The 19,309-nt window shown below is 37.5% G+C and carries 20 protein-coding genes; 2 read left to right on the plus strand and 18 right to left on the minus strand.

The window, feature by feature from the left end; all coding sequences use genetic code 11:
- The gene (gene gltB / locus MNY27_RS05120; RefSeq protein ID WP_346391945.1) at nucleotides 1-4,440 is read right to left on the minus strand and encodes a glutamate synthase large subunit; all 4,440 of its coding nucleotides are present in this window, start codon (nucleotides 4,438-4,440) and stop codon (nucleotides 1-3) included.
- Nucleotides 4,441-4,618: 178 nt separating this feature from the next.
- Between gltB and recO the strand changes: the two genes are divergently transcribed.
- Entirely contained in the window at nucleotides 4,619-5,236 is a 618-nt protein-coding gene (recO, locus tag MNY27_RS05125; RefSeq protein ID WP_152184358.1) for a recombination protein RecO, read from the plus strand.
- On the opposite strand, the gene MNY27_RS05130 is transcribed toward recO, so the two are convergent.
- From MNY27_RS05130 to MNY27_RS05195, 14 genes are all read right to left on the minus strand, one after another.
- On the minus strand, nucleotides 5,237-6,004 hold the full coding sequence (locus MNY27_RS05130; protein ID WP_152184357.1) for a DUF429 domain-containing protein: 768 nt from the start codon (nucleotides 6,002-6,004) through the stop codon (nucleotides 5,237-5,239).
- Complete coding sequence (locus MNY27_RS05135; protein WP_346391946.1) at nucleotides 5,994-6,410, minus strand: secondary thiamine-phosphate synthase enzyme YjbQ; 417 nt, start codon at nucleotides 6,408-6,410, stop codon at nucleotides 5,994-5,996. The genes MNY27_RS05130 and MNY27_RS05135 overlap by 11 nt, the downstream gene beginning before the upstream one ends.
- Complete coding sequence (locus MNY27_RS05140) at nucleotides 6,411-7,013, minus strand: 3-methyladenine DNA glycosylase (RefSeq protein WP_152184355.1); 603 nt, start codon at nucleotides 7,011-7,013, stop codon at nucleotides 6,411-6,413. It lies immediately after the preceding gene.
- Between the two features lie 8 nt (nucleotides 7,014-7,021).
- Entirely contained in the window at nucleotides 7,022-7,579 is a 558-nt protein-coding gene (locus MNY27_RS05145; RefSeq protein ID WP_152184354.1) for a class I SAM-dependent methyltransferase, read from the minus strand.
- A 10-nt stretch (nucleotides 7,580-7,589) separates the two neighbouring features.
- The gene (gene nspC, locus MNY27_RS05150) at nucleotides 7,590-8,744 is read right to left on the minus strand and encodes a carboxynorspermidine decarboxylase (RefSeq protein WP_152184353.1); all 1,155 of its coding nucleotides are present in this window, start codon (nucleotides 8,742-8,744) and stop codon (nucleotides 7,590-7,592) included.
- Entirely contained in the window at nucleotides 8,728-9,573 is an 846-nt protein-coding gene (locus tag MNY27_RS05155) for an HDOD domain-containing protein (RefSeq protein ID WP_152184352.1), read from the minus strand. The genes nspC and MNY27_RS05155 overlap by 17 nt, the downstream gene beginning before the upstream one ends.
- Nucleotides 9,574-9,576: 3 nt before the next feature.
- Nucleotides 9,577-10,761 (minus strand): saccharopine dehydrogenase family protein, encoded by a 1,185-nt coding sequence (locus MNY27_RS05160; protein ID WP_152184351.1) that lies wholly within the window; start codon nucleotides 10,759-10,761, stop codon nucleotides 9,577-9,579.
- Between the two features lie 137 nt (nucleotides 10,762-10,898).
- Complete coding sequence (locus MNY27_RS05165) at nucleotides 10,899-11,270, minus strand: diacylglycerol kinase (RefSeq protein ID WP_152184350.1); 372 nt, start codon at nucleotides 11,268-11,270, stop codon at nucleotides 10,899-10,901.
- Entirely contained in the window at nucleotides 11,245-13,086 is a 1,842-nt protein-coding gene (locus MNY27_RS05170; RefSeq protein WP_346391947.1) for an MFS transporter, read from the minus strand. Before MNY27_RS05170 ends, MNY27_RS05165 begins: the two co-directional genes overlap by 26 nt.
- Nucleotides 13,086-13,805 carry a DUF695 domain-containing protein gene (locus MNY27_RS05175; protein ID WP_152184348.1) on the minus strand — a complete coding sequence of 240 codons (720 nt, stop codon included), beginning with the start codon at nucleotides 13,803-13,805 and terminating at the stop codon, nucleotides 13,086-13,088. Before MNY27_RS05175 ends, MNY27_RS05170 begins: the two co-directional genes overlap by 1 nt.
- A 42-nt stretch (nucleotides 13,806-13,847) precedes the next feature.
- On the minus strand, nucleotides 13,848-14,684 hold the full coding sequence (locus tag MNY27_RS05180; RefSeq protein WP_346391948.1) for a M90 family metallopeptidase: 837 nt from the start codon (nucleotides 14,682-14,684) through the stop codon (nucleotides 13,848-13,850).
- Complete coding sequence (locus MNY27_RS05185; protein WP_346391949.1) at nucleotides 14,684-15,091, minus strand: arsenate reductase ArsC; 408 nt, start codon at nucleotides 15,089-15,091, stop codon at nucleotides 14,684-14,686. Before MNY27_RS05185 ends, MNY27_RS05180 begins: the two co-directional genes overlap by 1 nt.
- Entirely contained in the window at nucleotides 15,078-15,818 is a 741-nt protein-coding gene (locus MNY27_RS05190; RefSeq protein WP_346391950.1) for a DUF4395 domain-containing protein, read from the minus strand. Before MNY27_RS05190 ends, MNY27_RS05185 begins: the two co-directional genes overlap by 14 nt.
- A 1-nt stretch (nucleotide 15,819) precedes the next feature.
- The gene (locus MNY27_RS05195; protein ID WP_152184344.1) at nucleotides 15,820-16,074 is read right to left on the minus strand and encodes a hypothetical protein; all 255 of its coding nucleotides are present in this window, start codon (nucleotides 16,072-16,074) and stop codon (nucleotides 15,820-15,822) included.
- A 193-nt stretch (nucleotides 16,075-16,267) separates the two neighbouring features.
- On the opposite strand from MNY27_RS05195, the gene MNY27_RS05200 reads away from it, so the two are divergent.
- Nucleotides 16,268-16,708, plus strand: a complete 441-nt coding sequence (locus MNY27_RS05200; RefSeq protein WP_152184343.1) for a hypothetical protein — start codon at nucleotides 16,268-16,270, stop codon at nucleotides 16,706-16,708.
- 2 nt (nucleotides 16,709-16,710) lie between these two features.
- Here the strand turns inward: MNY27_RS05200 and MNY27_RS05205 are convergent, their stop codons facing one another.
- Genes MNY27_RS05205 through MNY27_RS05215 form a run of 3 tightly spaced genes read right to left on the minus strand, consistent with a single transcriptional unit; the run spans nucleotide 16,711 to nucleotide 19,309 of the window.
- Nucleotides 16,711-17,772, minus strand: coding sequence for a HAMP domain-containing sensor histidine kinase (locus tag MNY27_RS05205; protein WP_152184342.1), 1,062 nt, complete (start codon nucleotides 17,770-17,772; stop codon nucleotides 16,711-16,713).
- Nucleotides 17,759-18,412: a response regulator transcription factor gene (locus MNY27_RS05210; protein ID WP_152184341.1), complete on the minus strand. Its 654-nt coding sequence runs from the start codon at nucleotides 18,410-18,412 to the stop codon at nucleotides 17,759-17,761. Before MNY27_RS05210 ends, MNY27_RS05205 begins: the two co-directional genes overlap by 14 nt.
- Nucleotides 18,413-19,309 (minus strand): cation diffusion facilitator family transporter, encoded by an 897-nt coding sequence (locus tag MNY27_RS05215; protein ID WP_346391951.1) that lies wholly within the window; start codon nucleotides 19,307-19,309, stop codon nucleotides 18,413-18,415.

Genomic DNA, 19,309 nt, shown 5'->3' on the forward strand with positions numbered 1-19,309 from the left:
TTAATCTCCATTCTCTAGGTTAAGAGGTAGTTTTGTTAAGTTTTTCGGTTTTACCAACCAGAAGTTTCTTACTTCTACTCTAAAGTTATCAAGCAGGTCTTGTGCTTTCTTACTGCCAGTCTCTACTACATAATCTTTAAGCAGACGTTTGAGGTAGTGACGTGCTTCATCACCCTCATCTGTATCGATTCTTACAGCCTCTACAAGCTCACCGTTTACATTTTCAATGAAACTGTGCTCTTTGTCATACACGAAACTGATACCACCTGTCATACCTGCACCAAAGTTAATACCTGTACGACCAAGGATAACAACGACACCACCTGTCATATATTCACAGGCATTGTCCCCTGTTCCTTCAACGATAGCAAATGCTCCAGAGTTACGAACGGCAAAACGCTCACCTACACTTCCTGAAACATAAAGTTTACCGCCAGTCGCACCATAAAGACACGTATTACCACCGGCAGAGTATGCTTCACCTTCATTTTTTGAAGTAATGATGATCTTACCACCGTGCATACCTTTACCGATGTAGTCATTTGCCACACCTTTGAGGTAAATAGAGACACCATTAATCAAGAATGCTCCAAGTGCCTGACCTGCAACACCCTCAAGATTGATTTTGATTGTATCAGGTTTAAGACCTGTATCACCGTAATATTCTGCAATCTCACCAGAGATAAGTGCACCAAAACTTCTGTTTAGGTTACAGATATCTCTTTTGATTCTAATTGGATGCTCAGGATGTTTGATAGCTACATATGCCTCTTTGAGCACATCTTTTTCAAAAGCATTATCATCAAACGGAGGATTGAACGGTTGTTGACAAGTATCTACACCCTCTTCTTTATGAAGCACTGCAGAGAAGTCGAATTTTTTTGCGAACTCGTCCTCTTTCACTTGAAGTAGATCAACACGACCTATCATCTCTTCCATTGTTCTGTAACCAAGCTGAGCCATGATAGCTCTTACATCTTCAGCAAGCAGTGTAAAGTAGTTGATAACCTGATCAACATGTCCTTTAAAGAACTCCTCACGCAACTTCTCATTTTGTGTAGCAATACCTACAGAACATTTATTGACATGACAGATACGAAGCATTTTACAACCAACGATTGTAAGAACACCTGTACCAAATGCATAAGACTCAGCACCTAAAAGTGCCGCTTTTACGACATCAAGACCAGTTTTAAGTCCACCATCAGTCTGAAGTTCAACCAATCCACGAAGATTATTCGCTTTAAGAGCATTATGCGCCTCAGAAAGACCTAGCTCCCAAGGGTTCCCCGCAAACTTGATAGAAGTAAGTGGTGCAGCACCTGTACCACCATCACCACCGGAAATGATGATTTTGTCTGCATACGCTTTTGCAACACCTGCTGCAATTGTTCCAACACCGACAGTTGAAACAAGTTTCACGGCAACACGTGCTTTAGGGTTTACCTGCTTCATATCAAAGATAAGCTGTGCCAAATCCTCAATAGAGTAGATATCATGATGAGGAGGAGGTGAAATAAGTGTAACACCTGGAACAGTATGGCGAAGTTTACCGATTAACGGAGTAACCTTATGTCCTGGAAGCTGTCCACCCTCACCCGGTTTTGCACCCTGTGCAACTTTGATCTGAATCTCTTCAGCTGAACGGAGATATGCCGGAGTTACACCAAAACGACCTGATGCGACCTGTTTGATTTTAGAGACTCTTTCCGTTCCAAAACGCTCTTTATCTTCTCCACCTTCTCCAGAGTTTGATTGACCACCTATACGATTCATCGCAATAGCGATAGTCTCATGTGCTTCAGGGGAAATAGAACCAAGAGACATTGCTGCTGATGCGAAACGTTTAAAGATTGCCTCTTTTGGTTCAACTTCGCTGATATCAATCGGTTCTCTGTCTGACTTGATATCCAAGAAGTCACGAATCATCTTCAGCCCACGACCCTCAACAAGTTTTTTCAGCTCTGCAAAATCTTCAGGCTTTCCGCTTGATGCCATTTTATGAATAGCATGGATAACAGCAGGACCGAAGTCATGATGTTCTTGACCTGTATAGAACTTATAAAAACCACCAATGTTTAGTGGGAAGATTTTCTTAAACCCATCATTTTTAAATGCTGAAGTGTGATACTTCTCTAATCTCTTATCAATATCTTCATAAGAAAGACCCGGTACAACACAGTTTGAAGATTCAAAACACTCTTGCACTATCTCACGTGAAAGTCCCATAACATCAAAAAGACCAGAGTTTCTGTACGATGCAATCGTTGCAATACCCATTTTTGACATAATTTTCAAAAGTCCGCCATTAAGTGCAGTATGTACCGATTTGAGCGCTTCAGGAACTGTGATTTTACTATTTTTCTTACGCTCTAGCTGTTTAATAACCGTTGCAAACAGAAGGTTTGGATAGATTGCACTTGCACCATATCCGAGTAAAACTGCTGCAGAGTGAGAATCTACTACCTCACCTGTTACTGCAATGATTGATACCAAGTGACGAATTTTTGCACCAAGAAGTGCAAAATTAATACGACCGACAGCCATAGCCATTGGGATTGTCTTTTTATCCGGTCCAAATTCAGCATCATCCAAAATAACAATTCTTGTACCGTCATTTTTAACAGAACCGATAACTTGTGCTACAAGATTATCAAGAGCCTCACGCAAACTTCCGCTGTAAGCCGTTGAGAATGTCTCATTTTTATAGAATCTTTGGTACGAAGGTGACTTTTTATCTCCAAAAGATTTCAGTACTTCAAGCTTCTCCATTGTAATAATAGGAGAGATAGATTTGAGTCTGTGTGCGTGAGAAGGAATCTCATCTAAGATATTATGTACTTCACCAAAACCTGTGTTTAAACTCATAACTACTTTTTCACGGATCGGATCAATCGGCGGGTTTGTTACCTGTGCAAATTTTTGCTTGAAAAAGTCTGTAAAGTTTCTCTGTTTTTCAGAAAAAGCAGCAAGTGGCGTATCATCACCCATAGAACCAACAGCCTCTTTACCGTCATTGATCATCGGCTCAATAACCTGCTCTACAATCTCTTCAGTGATGTTATAGAACTTTTGTTTTCTGATGAGCATATCCTCTTCCATAGCTTCAGCTTCACTGTACTGCTCTTCAACGTGCTCTTGCAGATAGATCATATGCTCATTTAGCCACTTCATGTATGGGTTTGAAGATTTAAGGTAGTTGTCAATATCACAACTTTTAAGCACTTTCCCATATTTTAGATCAAGTCCTATCATTTCACCTGATTGCAGACGACCACGCTCTTTAATCTCATCTTCTTTGATGTCAATAACACCATATTCAGAAGCGATAAGCAGGTTGTTGTCATGTGTAATGATATATTTTGAAGGACGAAGACCATTTCTGTCAAGTGCACAACCAATATAACGACCATCAGTTACAGAGAATGCCGCAGGACCGTCCCACGCTTCAAATACAGTAGAAAAGTACTCATAAAATGCACGAAGTTCCGGGTCCATATGCGGCGCATTCTGCCATGCAGAAGGAATCACTGCACGTACAGCTTTAAAGAAGTCCATACCGTTTACAAGAAGGAACTCTAAAAAGTTATCAGCCGATGCAGAATCCGATGAGCCAGGCTGTAAAATAGGTAAAAGTCTCTCTATCTCTTGGGCTGAGAAAACTTCCGACTTGATAGATTCAGACTTGATAGCAACATTGATACGGTTCCCCTCAACCGAGTTGATCTCACCATTATGAGCAACTGCACGGAACGGCTGAGCCAAACGCCATTCTGGAAGTGTATTTGTTGAGAATCTTTGGTGAAAGAGTGAAAAAGAGATTTTAAAGCTTTCATCTTGAAGGTCTTCATAGAACTCTTTAATATGTGTAGGCATTACAAGCCCTTTATATGAAAGAACTCTGCTACTCATAGATGCGATGTAGAAATCTCTGTCATCTACAAGTTTATGCTCTGCTTCCTTGCGTGAGAGGTAAAGCAGTGCATCAAATCTATTTGTCGCCATAATCGAATTAGGAACGATAAAAAGTTGAATGATATTTGGAAGTGTTTCAAGTGCTTGTGCACCTAGTGCATTTGTATTTACCGGAACAACGCGGCGAAGTACAACTTTTAGGTCATTGTTTGCACAAATCTCTTCTACAACATCTAAATGTTTTAACTCTTTTGTAAATACTGAAGCAACTGCAAACTGATTTGCAAGTTCTACTCCATTTTTAGCAGCCTCTTTTCGGATGAACTCCTCTGGCATAGAGAGTAAAAGTCCACTACCATCTCCTGTTTTTCCATCTGCTGCAACAGCACCACGGTGCATCATACGCTCTAGTGCAGTAATAGCATCATTTAGAACCTTGCGTGAAGGCTTGTTGTCAATGTTTGCAACAAGACCAAAACCACAGTTATCTTTAAACGATCTCAATAAATCATGATGTTCAACCATTTTCACTCCCAAATTTTTAAATTCATGTAAAAAAATCTTACAGTTTAATCTCTTTTTAAAGAAACTTAGTCTATTTAGACAAAGTGGGTTTATTATACTGTTTTTTAGTTTAAGCAAGTATAATATCAAGGAAAATAATCAATAATTTTTATGAAGATGGGTATAAAGGAAGCACTAAGTGAAAGGTTTTATCATAAATCTTAATCGCGTCAAAGAGGAAGATTTAATAGTTACTATTTTATCAAGAGGGAGCTTAGAGACGCTTTACAGATTCTACGGAGCACGTCATGGAGTAATTAATCTCGGCTTTAAAATCGACTATGAGATAGAACCTTCTGCAAAAAGTACCATCGGACGACTTAAAGATGTTGTGCATATTGGGTATAGATGGATAAATGACCGCGAATTGCTTCGACTCTGGCAAAGTTTCAGTGGGCTCTTTTACAAACATCTCAAAGAAGCTGAAGCCCTTGGAGATTTTTACTTTGAACTTTTAGAATCTGCCTCAAATGAGTGGAGTAAGCAAAACCCAAAACGTGTGGCCATTGAATCCTATGTAAAGCTTTTAGAGCATGAAGGTCGTCTGCACAAAGATATGCACTGCTTTTTATGCTCACGCAAGATAGAAGAAAACATTTCACTCATCCGTGCTTACCTGCCGACACATGAAAACTGCTCTCACACCTACCCTATCAATCCAAAAGGGCTGCAAGAACTTTATGAGAACAAATCTTCCCTTTTTTTAGATGATAAAGAGATAGAGAGACTTTGGAATGTTTTAATGGAAGGACTATAACTATTGCAGATATTCTGTAAATGTCTCTAATACTTCTTTTTCATAAGGCAATAAAAAAGAGCCGACCTTTTGACTTCCATAGATATAAGCCCGTTGATTACCCATAACATATAGTTTTCCCATTATCCAGCAGACAAAAGCATCAAGTTCATCATCACTTCTAATTACTATATCATTAAGATTAAAAATCTCTTCTGCAAGAAAAATCATTTCAGCACTTAAACGTTCTCTTCGCTCTAGTGTCTCTTTTTTACGGTCGCCTTTATATTTCCAAGAATTTTGAAAAAGAACTTCATTGTCAAGCTTTTCTTTTAAGAACATCCACATTGAAAGAGCCGGATGAATCTCTGTAATATATTTTTTGTTATTCTGTAAATTTGTTTGATGCTCCATAACAAGCTCAAAACCACTTTTATGCTGCAATTCATCATTAAGCTGTGGCAATGCAAATATATATTGTGAGAGTGTCCAGTGCGGACACCCGGAAAACCCAAGTGTTGTAATACCTTCAGGAATTCCAAACTCTTTTGCATGTCTGCCAAGTCTGTTGAAAAAACGTTCAATCGGTCGAATTGTCAAACTGAAATACGCATCATCCAAAGCAGCACTCAAAGGTGCATCCCAACTGATAAAAAGTGGCTCTTGATGTGATTGAATGTAGGCTTTGAGCTCTTTTGGAAAAAAAGAGTGAAACTCTCTACCATCAAAGACAACAGACTCTTTTGCCGGAGCAGGATCAATGCCTAAAACCAGCAAATCAAACTCCATAAAGAGTAATGACTATCTTTCTACTACCGCCAAAATCTCTATGTTCTCCAAGATAGACACCCTGCCAAGTACCAAGATTGAGCCTTCCACCAGTAACAGGAATCGTAAGAGAGTGCCCAAGAAGAGAGCTTTTAATATGTGCCGGCATATCATCACTCCCCTCATAGGTATGAATATAGTGCGTTTTTTCATCTGCAAGCTCATTAAAAAAACTTTCCATATCCTCACGCACACTGGGGTCTACATTTTCATTAATGCTCAAAGATGCAGAAGTATGTTGGATAAAAAGATTTATCACTCCCGTAGTTACATCAAAAGGTTCTATGGCTTTTTCTATCTCTTTTGTCATAATATGAAAACCTCTTGAAAACGAAGGAAGCTTGAGTGTCGTTTGATATAGCTGCATCTATTTGTCTTTTTGCTTGTTGTACTCTACTATCATTCCATGAAACTCTGCAAATACCCTAAAAAGTTCATCCTCTTTACAATGCTCGCGTAGGCTACTTTCCAAAAATGTTTTATACTCAGCATATTTTTTAAATTCTATGTCAAACTCTTTGAGTAGTCGTTTTGTATAGCTGTCCACCACCATCTCCTCTCGCATGCAGCCATAACAAAGAATAGCATCTGCACTCTCCTCCCCTATACCTTTTTGAGACAAAAGCCACTTACGTGTGACATTTTTTTGGAAATGTTCAAAAGTAATAAACTCTTCTTTGATGTTGCGTGCAAGTTGCAGTAGTCTTGGAGCTTTTTGATTCTGAAATCCACTTGGTTTTATCCTAACTTTTAATGCATCCTCACGCAAGCTTACAAAAGATTCTAATTCTAAAAATCCTTTTAAATTTTCAAGTGATTTTTCTACATTTTTCCAAGTTGTATTTTGTGTTAGAATTGCTCCAACAACTACTTCAAAAGTTCCTGTATTTGGCCACCAAAACTCTGGAGATTTTTTCAGTAAATCAAGTTCGTCAAGGTAGTTGTAAATTTCATAAGCACTTTTTTGCATAAAACTCTCTAACAAGCTCTCTTTTTGGCTACAAGCGAGGCTACACGGGTCTTTTCTCCACGTAAATTAATATCATCTCGCTCTTCATAGTAGATAATATCAAGTCCTATAAAGGCATGCAAAAGTTCATTTTGACGTAGAAGATACTCAGGATTTTGCGGGTTGTCAAAATCTCCGTGAGCAATGATAAATGTCTCAAATATCAAAAGTCCATCCGGTTTTAAAGCCTCTTTTATCTGATGGTAAAAACGGCGATTGAGATAGTTCATATTGATAATGAGATCATACTTTTTTTTCTCTAAATTATATTCATCCAGATCAACTTCAATCTTGTGAATTTTGTCATTATCCATTACTTTTGAGAGTGCATAATCACTCAAATCAATTGCATCCACCTCAAAGCCACAATCAGCTACAAAGTGAGTATTACGACCTTGCCCACATGCAATATCAAGTGCATAACCTACATTTGCTTCATCGATATACTTCTCAACTATCGGTTCAACATAATCACGGAAAGGTTTTTCCTGATATCGTTTGTTCCAGCGCTCTTTATCACTTATCATTGTTTCTCCCTCAACTTAATCTATCTCTATAATCTTCATAACCAAACTCTTTTATCAACTCTATCGTACCATTTTTGCGTTTGATAGCAAGAGATGGGAGCTTGATACCATTAAAAGTTGTATTTTTCACAAAAGTATAATGAATCTGATCTTCAAAGATCATTTCATCTCCAACTTCTAGAGGCTTATCAAACGAGTAATCCCCCATAATATCACCGGCAAGACAAGTATTTCCTCCCAAGCGATAAGTATATTTTTTCTCACCCGCTTTACCGGCACCTCTGACCTCGGCACGATATGGCATTGCTAATGTATCTGGCATATGTGCTTCAGCCGATGTATCTAAGATGGCAATATCCATGCCGTTTTTAAAAGTATCGAGTACGGTTGACACTAGATAACCCGTCTCCCAGCCAACAGCTTCACCCGGTTCAAGATAAACTTCAATATCATTGTATTTTTTCTTGAATTCTTTGATTATCCAAATAAGTTTTTCTAAATCATATCCTTTTTTAGTGATATGATGCCCCCCGCCAAAGTTGATATACTTCAAATTTTTACAATATTTTGAGAACTTTTCATCAAAACTTTTAAGCACTTCTTCTAAAGCATCCACATTTTGCTCACAAAGTGCATGAAAATTAAGTCCATCGAGTTCTTTTAGGAGATTTTCATCAAAATTTTCAACTGTTGTACCGAGTCTTGAGTATAAACCACAAGGATTATAGATATCAACTGGAGAAGATGAGACTTCAGGATTAACGCGCAAAGAAACTTCTATTTTCGGATTAATCTCTTTGACTTTACAAACAAATCTGTTTAATTGATTTGGAGAATTAAAAACTATATGATCAGAGATACGAGCTATCTCTTCTATTTCATCCTCTTTAAAGGCAGGTGAATAGGTATGAACTTCTGCGTGAGGATTCCACTTGCAAAACTCCTCACGTGCAAGTCGTGCTTCATATAGTCCACTTGCAGTACATCCTTTAAGGTAGCGTGAGACCAAATCAAAAGTGGACCACATAGCAAAACCCTTCAAAGCCAAAATAATTTTAGCTCCACTCTCTTTTTGTACATAATCCAAAACTTTTAAATTCTGTTCTAATAGCTCCTCTTCACAGAGATAGTAAGGAGTAGCTAAAGATCTATGCTGCTTCTTCATACTTCTTTCTTATTCTTTGTGCTACTGTTTCAAAATATTCACTATCCAGACCTATCTCTTTTACTTTTTGAGTAGCTTTTGCAATGGAGTTATCAGTGAGAACCTCTTTAAGATTAATTGCAGTACGTATAACATCTATAGCTTTGATATACTGTGCCATAATGGCATCAACATCTTCCCCATACTCTGCTTCATCTTTATCAAGATTTTTTAGCACTATGGAGTAGATAGGAGTCAAATTCCAATGCTCAAAAAGCAGTGCACTCAAATTGTATGAAGTTGTATACAAAAACTCCTGTTCAAACTTTGGAATATCTTCACAGGCTAAAAAACCTTTTCTATACTCCTCTCTGTAATCACTTTCCATCAACTCTTTAGAGATAATAATCTTGCCAGACTCCATAATCAATGCCAATGAAGTTAAGATATGTGTATCATGCAGATCAATCTTTGCATACCACTGCATCATAAGTGAACTTTGCAGTATACACATCTCATTGAATTGTGCATTGTTAAAGCCATATATCGTAGTATCTGCTTGGAGATGCTTCGAGATGGCATAGTGAATGACCAAAGAGTACATCTGCTGTGTTCCTAAAAGCGTTACTGCTTGAGAGATGGAAGATATGCGGCTTTTAAAACCATAATAGGGAGAGTTTATCGTTTTTAATATATTTGCCGTAAGCATAACATCGGCTTCTATCATGCGAATCAACTTACGGACATCCACATTATGTGCCCCTCTTGCATACAGTCCTTGTATAACCGATGCCACTTTTGAAAGTGACGGCATATCATCAATATTTTTGACTAAATCTTCATAGGTCATACACTACTCCAGCTCTTTTATTTGCCAAGGAAGTCCTTGAGTATTGAGCTCTTCCATGAACGGATCCGGATCGAACTCTTCCATATTATGTACGCCCTCTTTATACCAGACTTTCTCAAGCATCAATTTCGCACCTATCATTGCAGGAACACCTGTTGTATACGATACTGCCTGGCTTTTTACCTCTTTATAACACTTTTCATGGTCACTTACCTGATAGATGTAGATTTTCTTTTTCTTACCATCTTTTATACCCTCTGCTACGATTCCAATATTCGTTTTACCCTTTGTACGAGGACCCAAAGATGCTGGATCAGGCAGAAGTGTCTTTAAAAACTCAATAGGCACTATCTTCTGTCCTTGATGTTCCACCGGCTCAATACCTAGCATTCCAACATTTTCCAAACACTTCATATGTGTAAGATAACTCTCACCAAAGGTCATAAAAAAGCGAATGCGTTTAAGCCCTTTAATATGCTTCACAAGAGACTCCATCTCTTCATGATAAAGCAGATAAGAGTCTTTGGGACCAACTTCTGGATAGTCCCATACCATCTTAATCTCCATAGGCTCAGTCTCTATCCACTCTCCATTCTCCCAGTAGCGTCCCTTTGCACTTACCTCACGCAGGTTTATCTCAGGATTGAAGTTCGTTGCAAATGGGTAACCGTGATCACCTGCATTACAATCTAAGATATCAATAGTATGAATCTCATCAAAGTAGTGTTTTTGCGCATAAGCACAGAATACATTCGTCACGCCCGGGTCAAAGCCACTTCCCAACAGTCCCATAATTCCAGCTTTTTTAAAATCTGCATCTTTTGCCCACTGCTCTTTGTACTCAAACTTGGCTTCATCGGGATGCTCATAGTTTGCAGTATCTAAATAATCTACTCCGGTAGCTATACAGGCATCCATAATAGTCAAATCCTGATACGGCAGTGCAACATTGATAACAATAGAAGCATCCACTGCTTTAATGAGTTCAATAAGCTCTTCTGTATTATCTGCATCGACTGCTGCTGTTTTAACTACTACATCCTTTATCTCACTTGCGATTGCATCACATTTGGATTTCGTACGACTAGCAAGAGTAATTTCACCAAAGATTTCTGCATTCATTGCACATTTATGTGCAACAACACGACCAACACCACCTGCACCGATTATTAAAGTTCTGTTTTTCAAAATTTTTCTCCTAAAGTAAGATATAGGTCTTTATTTTTCTGTGTTATTACCAACACCTATACATCTCTCATAACAATACCTAACAATTTTTTCCAAGAGCTTTAAAACAAATACTCTCTTTACTTCAAACTCTTCCCTTAGACTATTTCAAATGCAAGCAGTAAAACAGATGCCCAGATAAGAAGCATCAAAATAAGACTTAAAAGAACAAGGGTCGCACCTGCATCTTTTGCCTGTTTTGCCAAGATATGATAATCTTGTGTTACCAGGTCAACAACACGCTCCAGTGCGGAGTTTGCAACTTCTGCAAGGATTGGGATAAAGAGTGACAAAAAAAGTATACTTGCATACCCAAAGCTAATCGGTAATACCCAGGCAGTAGTACCTAATATAAAAAACATTAGCAGCTGCCACTTAAAAGAGGTCTCATTTTTAACAATATCCACAAAACCTTCTAGCGCATAGACACCGTTTCTAAAAAGATTATGCTTGGGTTTGTTGAGTTTCATACTGCTCCTTCATTTGTGTAACAATCGCTTTTAGTTCTTCACTCGTTGTCTCTTTTGGCAGTGGCTTGCCAAAATAGATTCTTATAACTCTACGTTTAAATAAGTTAAGTTTACCATTTTTCGGTTTATATTTTGAAAAAACAGTGCCAAAAATACCACTGTCTATGTAAAATGGCACAATAACACCATCATAATCTTTGGGTATCAGTTCAAAACCTCTGTGAAAGGTACCAATATTGCCATCTTTACTTATCCCGCCTTCTGGAAATATACTGACAATACGCCCCTCTTTAAGTCTTGCGTGAGCATCTTTAAAAGCATCCTTAAAAGCACGTGGAGAGAGAGGAATAGCTTCACCCCTTTTAAAGAGAGGATACATCAACTTCCAGTGATAAATCTCTTTATCCATCATATAGTTTATCCGTCTCTCAAATGGCAACTGTAAGATAATCCAATCCAGCCAGCTTACATGATTTCCAAGCAGAAGTACTGCTTTATCTTGTGGAACATTCTCTAACCCATAATAGTCATACTTGTAGCGAAAAGCACTGAGCAGTCCCATAAAGGCCCAAAAAATATCTACATAGTACCTTTTAAACAAAAGGTAGACAAGATAGAGACTGACAAGCCCCATCAAATAAAAAAGTATCTCAGCATTCATTCCAAAGTAGGCAAAAACCGTAGTCAGCATTAGAAATGAGAACATAAAGATATTTTGGACGAAATTGTTTGCTGCGATAATAGTCCCAAGATGAATGCGCGATGCCAAATGCTGAATACGGGAATTTAACGGTACAAGAACAAAGCCTGAAAGCAGACCAAAGAGTATAAACATCACTGCTATTAGCATCATTGAGTCTATAAAAGGGATGCTAAATACAATAAGAGTAATCCCAATAACACCAATACCACTGAGTCCTAGATTAATGTAGTATTTTGAAAATTTTGCAGCAAGTATGGAACCTAACACGATCCCAATACCGGCAAGTGCCATAACACCTTGGACATAGATGGTATTTGTCACACCAAGTTCTGATTTTGCATACTCACCAAAAATAGCAAGAACAACCTGTGAGATGGACCAAAAAAGACCCAATGAGATAACAGCCTCATATATCTCTCTTTTTCGTGTTAATGTCTTTAAATTCTTTACAAGATAAAAACCACTAAGATATTTTTTTGCCTTAAAGACCTTTACACTCTTCTGTTCTGTCTTATTTGGAAGCTTTGCAGCCAAGAACCACTCTATCAAAGAAGCTCCGACAAGCAGCCATCCAAGAGGAGCAATCGCCTGCAGGATTTCGTCTTCAGTGACGTAGCTATCACTGTACATTCCCTCAAATAAAACAGTATAAAAGATGATACCACCAAGTATTGCAACTGTAGTGATAGCCTGAACAGCTCCGTTTGCTGCACTGATGTACTTATCTCCAAAAAATTCTTTGATATAACCATACTTTGCAGGCCCATAGATAGCACTCTGTAAAGCCAATACAAATGTCAAAGAAAATGCAAGCAGAAAATGACCATGATAGTAAGCGTAGGTAATTCCCAACGTAATAACTACAGCAAAAAGAGCAGCATACTCCATAATCTTGTTTTTGGCAAACCTGTCAGCCAAAAAACCGGATGGTGAGAAGATCAAGATAAAAGGAAAAAGTATCAATGCATTGACAATAGCAGTCAAAACTATCTGCGTTGAACCATCATAAACTTTAAAAATTGTATTTTGGATGATTATCTTATGCCCTAAATCTGTAAAAGCATTTAAAAAAACAACAAGAAGATAGTTAATGCTTCCTATGATTTTAATCATTAAGCCTCTTCATTAGCAAGTGTTGTACTCCAACCCTCATAATAACCATTCTCTTCTTTTATCATTGCAAAGAGCTCTTCAACAACTTCTTTAACACCATTTTGAGTCACAGCATGCTCTCTTACAAGTGCTATACCGTTTTCAAACTCATCAGAACTTATCTCATCTTTAAAAGTAAACTGTTTCTCGTTGAGTGATTCTAAAAAACGCTCTTTTTGTGTAGGCGTATCAAATGAGACATAATGTTCAACAGGACGTGGAAGTTCTAAGTCATCACCCTCTTCTTCCAAGAGATAGATTATCTTGTCACTCTGTATATGTGCAAGTTCAAGTTCGTTTGGTGTAAGGTTTTTATGATGAAAATCCCATTTTGAATCCCTGACAGTATGACTCTCATAAACATAGTTACTCGGTGTCAAGATATTGGCAACAAGTTTATCAAGTCCTTTTGAGTCATCCGCATAGAAGTAGAGTTCACTCCACCCATCAAGCATACGGCTTCCGACATATTTTGCCTTTTTATCATGTTCTAGAGCAATGATAAGCGACTCTTTTGTCTCTAAATACTCTTCAAAGCCCTCTTGTGTCTCATCTGATGCATCAAACTTGATAAAAACACTTAATAGCCAGGCATATTTGTTACTGTATCCATAAGCATTCAAATCTGCTTCTATAATGATTTCATTGCCATCTTCAATTCGTCTAAAAAATTCTCTCATAAATATATACTCTTCTTTATTATTTATGTGATTATAGCAAACTTAGCCTATAAGCTTTATTGTATCGATTTTATAAAAATCTTTGAGCTCATTATAAAGTTCCGGGAAATGCTTTTTAAGACTCTGGGGTGATTCAAAAAAACGCTCTGTAAGCACTGCAAAAAACTCTGCTTCATTTGTTGCAGCATAAGAGCCTAAAAGTTTGTACTTGCCCCAATCTCTGTTTTTTAAAGCCACATTGCTGAGTTTTTTAAAATCATGAAAAAGTACCCGTGTCCACTCATCATACTTTGAACGCTCAATCGGTGGAACACCATCAATTTCTCCATCCATAAAGTCTATCTCATGGGCAAATTCATGAATAATAACATTGCCATGACGTAGATGATAGGCCTCTTTTTTTGCATCATGCCAGATGATGACAACTGTATCATTTGCAGCCTGTCCTTCAAGAAGAAACTTTTCTTTGGTATAAATACCACCTGATGAGTGCAGATTTTCAAAGACTACCACACTTGGATAGATAATAACGGTCTTGAGATTATCATAACAGTTTGTTGTTGTTTTACGCAGCAATAAAAGGCAGGCATAAAAAGCGATAATAATTTTCATCTCCTGCGTGAGCTCTATACCCACGCCGATAAACTCTTTTGTATTGGTAAATATGATAATGGAGCGCTCTATCTTGGCTTTATCTTCAACTGAGAGATTTTTATAATGAGGTGTTTGTTCTAAGTAGGTTCTGTACTCTTCTTTAAAAGGCTCACTTTGTAATTGTTCTAAACGTCTCTCTTCTTTAAATTTTAAAACAAAATAGATTGCATAGACAAAGATACCAAGCCCACCAAAAAAGAGAAGCAGTACCTCATAATAGCTCACTAGAGATTCTCTTTGATTTGCTTTAGGAGTTTATCTTTTATGAGTGCGTAAGTCTCTTCAAAAGCATCAAAATCTTTTCCATCCGGATCTTCAAAGCCAACATGAATTTTCTTCACCGGTTTTGGAAAAATGGGACATGTCTCTTTTGCATGGTCACATACAGTTACGACAAGGTCAAAGTCCTCATCAATGACACTATCAAGATGCTTTGAGTAGTAACTATCATCCCATGCATCATGCAACTCTAAAACTTTTTTAGCATTTGGGTTGACCCTGCCACTTGGTGCGACACCACAACTTTGAGCTTCTACACCATCTAGTTCTTTGTTAATAAGCGCTTCACCGATAATACTTCGGCAGCTGTTTCCTGTACACATAATGAGTACTTTCTTCTTAGAAGTCGTCATCGTTGTCAAACTCCTCTAACTCTTTTTGATACTCTGCCTCTTCTAGTTTTTGAAGCTCCTCTTCGCTCATCAGCATTACTTTTATCTTTTTGACAAGTACTGTTCTGTCTTCTAGTTTGGTCATATAGAGATAGGAACCGTAAGATATGGCAATAACGGTCACAATCAAGATAAACTTTTGTACAGGATCAAACTTCTGGACAGCCTCTTTTATACGCATCTCACAGACCCCGCCAGGACAGTGTGTCGGTTTTGCTTTTTTAATCAAATGAAAGATTTTACATCCAAGGCAGACTGAAAAAGCAGACTCAAAAAAGAGCAGTGCCATACAGATAAGACAGACAAGCACTTTGATGGGGTTTGGCTGAAAGTCGATAACAAGATAGTAAAACATCGGCCATGCAATCACCATGCCCAAAAGCCACGCAAAACGTTTTTGCTCAGCTCCTACATATTCAGGTGTTTGATTCTGTACAAAAAATCTTCCGAGTAAAAGACTTGGAGCATAACGTGGTTGAATCACACGAATAGTAAAGTCAAGTGCGAAAAAACTGACAAAATACTCTGAAAAAACAGCAGTACCAAGCATCACACCATTGGTCAACCCTAAAAAAGCCCCAATAAACAAAATCCCTGCAGCAGCACGCGCTTCACGCTCATTTAAAACACGAACATCATAACCAGGAACTTTCTCTCCGTAAGCAAAAAACTCTTTAAGTTTGCTCATCTTAATTTAGTACCTTTGATTTTTCCAGTGCTGCTTGAATCTCTTCAACCGAGACATCACCTTCAAGCGAGAGTTCAACATTCCCATCACTTCCCTCTACCTGCATATCTTTTATCTTTGCCTTTGTATCATCACTCATACACTCGCACTGTCCTGTTGCACAGTTTTGTACCATTGTTACAATATTTTGCTTTGCAACAGATCCTAAAAAGTTAATCTTCACACCATTTTGTGTTTTACTTACATTTTTTTGCATATTTACCTCTGTATTTATTTAATTGTGTAACTCTAACATAAATTTTTATATATATCAACATATCTTGATATATAATTCCTATTCTCTTTTCCATTTTAAGTAGTAAAACATCACTATCCTTCTTTTAATCTGTTAACAATCTCTTAATAGTATCTCCTTATAATTATACATCTTAATAGCAAAGGACTATATTATGTCTATAAAATCAACTCTAGGTCTTCTCTTTTGTGCTTTTCTCATTACAGCAACACTCACACCTGTAACACTTAGTGCAAATCCCCAAAAAAAGACCAAATCAAAACCATTTTTGATTCAAGGAAAACTGCCACATTTAACAATGATGATCAAAATGATGTGGGATGACAAAGATTTGGCTCTTACAAAAGCACAAAAGCGAAAGTTACTTAAGATCAGAAAAGCGACTGTTAGCGGAGTACAGAAACTGCAAAGAGAGATTATGGCCCTTGAGAGTAAAATAGTTCTCTCAAGCAACAAAGGAGCCAATCCAGCATCACTGAAAAAAGATGTCTATAAGCTCGCTAATCTACGTGCAAAAGCAACAATGATTCACCTTAGATGTATTTTCAATACCCGTAAGGTTCTCACACAGGACCAACGTGATATTTTAGAATAATCTCACGTAAATCGTAAAATAAAACAACTTCCTCTGTCGGAAGTTGTCACTTCAATAGTGATATCCATCGCAAGCGCCAACCTTTTGACAATATCCAGACCAATGCCTGTACTATGCTCGGCACTGTAAGAGCGCTCAAAAATCTTTTCAGGCTCTTTAATACCCTTTCCGCTGTCTTCAATATACAAAGCACCGTTTTTTTGATAAATCTTGACATAGCCGTTTTGAGAGTTGTATTTGCAGGCATTTGATATGATGTTTTGAAGTATCTGTTTTGTGGCATTAGGATTGAGTTTGACTTTTAAATCAGAACAGTCAACTTGAAAGTTTATACTGCTATAGAGCCCTTTTTGAATATCAACCACTTCATTGACAAGTGTACAGATATTGATACGCTGCATCTGGAAGGTCTCCTCTTGCAATAAGATATTAAGATTTTCATGCAACTCCGAGATATTATGGACACTTTTGTTTAAACGCGCGACAATCTTATCACCTTGCAGTGTTGGATTTTTTTCCAAAAGTTTCATATTAAGCTTTATTGACGTAACCGGAGTATTAAGGTCATGTATCAAATCTTTTGCAAATTTATCGAGTTTAGAGATACTCTCCTGCAAAGGTTTGAGCGCATTTTTTGCAAGCTTGTAACTTAAAAATGCAAACATCAAAAGCAGTAGTATCTGAACAGCTATGACCCTCTTTTTTAGATTCCAGAGATTCTCATCATAGCTGTGTTTCGACTTAAAAACCTGCAAATAGTATGTATTGTGATTCATTGGTATAATTTTTATAAATTCCCCGTTTAGAGCTTTAAAATTTCGAATATCTATATATTGTTGCTTGTCACGCAGAAAATCATGGTGGTAATCTTTACCAAATGTATCCAGATTTTCACCCATCTTTATATGTCTGGCATACTCTATGAGTGAAAATTCCTCCATCCGTAAAAGATAGCCTTTGGTCTGCTCAAAATAGAAAAATCCGGCCACCAGAATCAAAAGAGCAACACTGACAAAATATGTAATAAAAAACTTTAAAAAAGCTACTTTTTCATGATGACGCAAGGCGATATCCTATTCCCTTAATGGTTGTGATATTGAGTCCTGTTTTTCGTAGTTTTGCGATATGCACACGCAGTGCTCCTTCGCTCATCTCCCTGCCGTCTCCTAACTCTTCTAAAAGATCTTCTTTCAAAAGCGTTTGATTGAGATTTTTAAAAAATAGTCTTACGATTTGTAGCTCATAAGGAGAAAGCTTTACAAAAATATCATCTTTATAGAGTTCGTTCTTCTCAATATCAAAAGCAAAGTTTGCTACACTCAGGAGATTTGACCTACTGTGATATGACTTACGGATGAGTGCTTTGATACGAACTAAAAGCTCATCAAAATCAAAAGGTTTTTTAATGTAATCATCTGCTCCGATTTCAAAACCCTTTGAGAGTGAAGCAATATCGTTTAAAGATGTAATGAATATGGCAGGTGTCGTGTTCTCCGCCTCACGCAGACTCTTTAAAAGTTCAAAACCATTGAGCTGTGGCACATTTACATCAAGTAAAAAGAGTTCAAAATTTGCATTGAAAGTAGCATCAAGTGCCATCTCTCCATTTGTAACATGAACTACTTCAAAACCTTCATTCTCCAAGAGCTCACTCAAAGTCTCTGCTAAGACTTCATCATCTTCTAAAAGAAGTATTTTAGACATCTACACAATCTCCGCTTTATTGTCATCTCTATTGTATTCACACTGAAATATCACATGATTGATACCAAAGGTATCGGCTAATTTTTCTTCAAGTATATCAATAATTTGTGAAGCCTTCTCTAACGTAACATTCTCTGTAAAATCTAAGTGTGCTTCTGCATGGATATCATGGTCATTTAATCGCCATAGATGAATATGGTGGACATTATCTATGGCATCCAAAGATTTTATCATTGCTATGAGCTCCTGCACATCAATAGAAGAAGGAGTAAACTGCATTAAAATCGAAACAGATTCTTTCACAAGCTTAAAAGAGGCACTAATAAGATAGAGTGCTATAAGTAGTGATACCAACGGATCCAGCCAAAACAGATCATAGTAGTACATCAACAGACCACCACCGACAACGGCAACACTTGTCATGACATCTGTCAGTAGATGCAAATAAGCTGCTTTGATGTTCATATTTGTCTGGGCATCATCTTTTACAAGTAGAACACTGACAGAGTTTAGTACGATACTCAGTACTCCAAGCCAGATAACATACAGAGAGTTTATCGCCTCAGGATGATAAAACTTTTGGAAGACTTCTACAATTAAAAAGACGCCGATAACTATGAGAACAGAAGCATTGAAGAGTGTTGCTAAAATCTCTGCCCGTTTATACCCAAATGTTCTGTTTTGTGTAGAAGATTTTTGAGCAAGTCTGTTAGCCAACCATGCAATAAGTAAAGTCAAAACATCACTGAAGTTGTGCATCGCATCACTCAATAGTGCCAAAGAACCAGAGAAGATTCCTCCTATGATTTGAGAGAGTGTAATAATAATATTTAAAACTATCGTAATAAAAAGATTTCTACCACTTACTGCATGATGGTGGTGATTATGACTACTCAT

Origin of the sequence: Sulfurimonas sp. NWX79 (genome assembly GCF_039667035.1) — a bacterium.
GTDB lineage: Bacteria > Campylobacterota > Campylobacteria > Campylobacterales > Sulfurimonadaceae > Sulfurimonas > Sulfurimonas indica.

Bases quoted from the DNA above. Each gene is read 5' to 3' on its own strand.
- gltB (WP_346391945.1), bottom strand. From the start codon at position 4,440: ATGGTTGAACATCATGATTTATTGAGATCGTTTAAAGATAACTGTGGT.
- MNY27_RS05130 (WP_152184357.1), bottom strand. From the start codon at position 6,004: ATGGAGTTTGATTTGCTGGTTTTAGGCATTGATCCTGCTCCGGCAAAA.
- MNY27_RS05135 (WP_346391946.1), bottom strand. From the start codon at position 6,410: ATGCAGCTATATCAAACGACACTCAAGCTTCCTTCGTTTTCAAGAGGT.
- MNY27_RS05140 (WP_152184355.1), bottom strand. From the start codon at position 7,013: ATGCAAAAAAGTGCTTATGAAATTTACAACTACCTTGACGAACTTGAT.
- MNY27_RS05145 (WP_152184354.1), bottom strand. From the start codon at position 7,579: ATGATAAGTGATAAAGAGCGCTGGAACAAACGATATCAGGAAAAACCT.
- nspC (WP_152184353.1), bottom strand. From the start codon at position 8,744: ATGAAGAAGCAGCATAGATCTTTAGCTACTCCTTACTATCTCTGTGAA.
- MNY27_RS05155 (WP_152184352.1), bottom strand. From the start codon at position 9,573: ATGACCTATGAAGATTTAGTCAAAAATATTGATGATATGCCGTCACTT.
- MNY27_RS05165 (WP_152184350.1), bottom strand. From the start codon at position 11,270: ATGAAACTCAACAAACCCAAGCATAATCTTTTTAGAAACGGTGTCTAT.
- MNY27_RS05170 (WP_346391947.1), bottom strand. From the start codon at position 13,086: ATGATTAAAATCATAGGAAGCATTAACTATCTTCTTGTTGTTTTTTTA.
- MNY27_RS05175 (WP_152184348.1), bottom strand. From the start codon at position 13,805: ATGAGAGAATTTTTTAGACGAATTGAAGATGGCAATGAAATCATTATA.
- MNY27_RS05185 (WP_346391949.1), bottom strand. From the start codon at position 15,091: ATGACGACTTCTAAGAAGAAAGTACTCATTATGTGTACAGGAAACAGC.
- MNY27_RS05190 (WP_346391950.1), bottom strand. From the start codon at position 15,818: ATGAGCAAACTTAAAGAGTTTTTTGCTTACGGAGAGAAAGTTCCTGGT.
- MNY27_RS05195 (WP_152184344.1), bottom strand. From the start codon at position 16,074: ATGCAAAAAAATGTAAGTAAAACACAAAATGGTGTGAAGATTAACTTT.
- MNY27_RS05200 (WP_152184343.1), top strand. From the start codon at position 16,268: ATGTCTATAAAATCAACTCTAGGTCTTCTCTTTTGTGCTTTTCTCATT.
- MNY27_RS05210 (WP_152184341.1), bottom strand. From the start codon at position 18,412: ATGTCTAAAATACTTCTTTTAGAAGATGATGAAGTCTTAGCAGAGACT.
- MNY27_RS05215 (WP_346391951.1), bottom strand. From the start codon at position 19,309: ATGAGTAGTCATAATCACCACCATCATGCAGTAAGTGGTAGAAATCTT.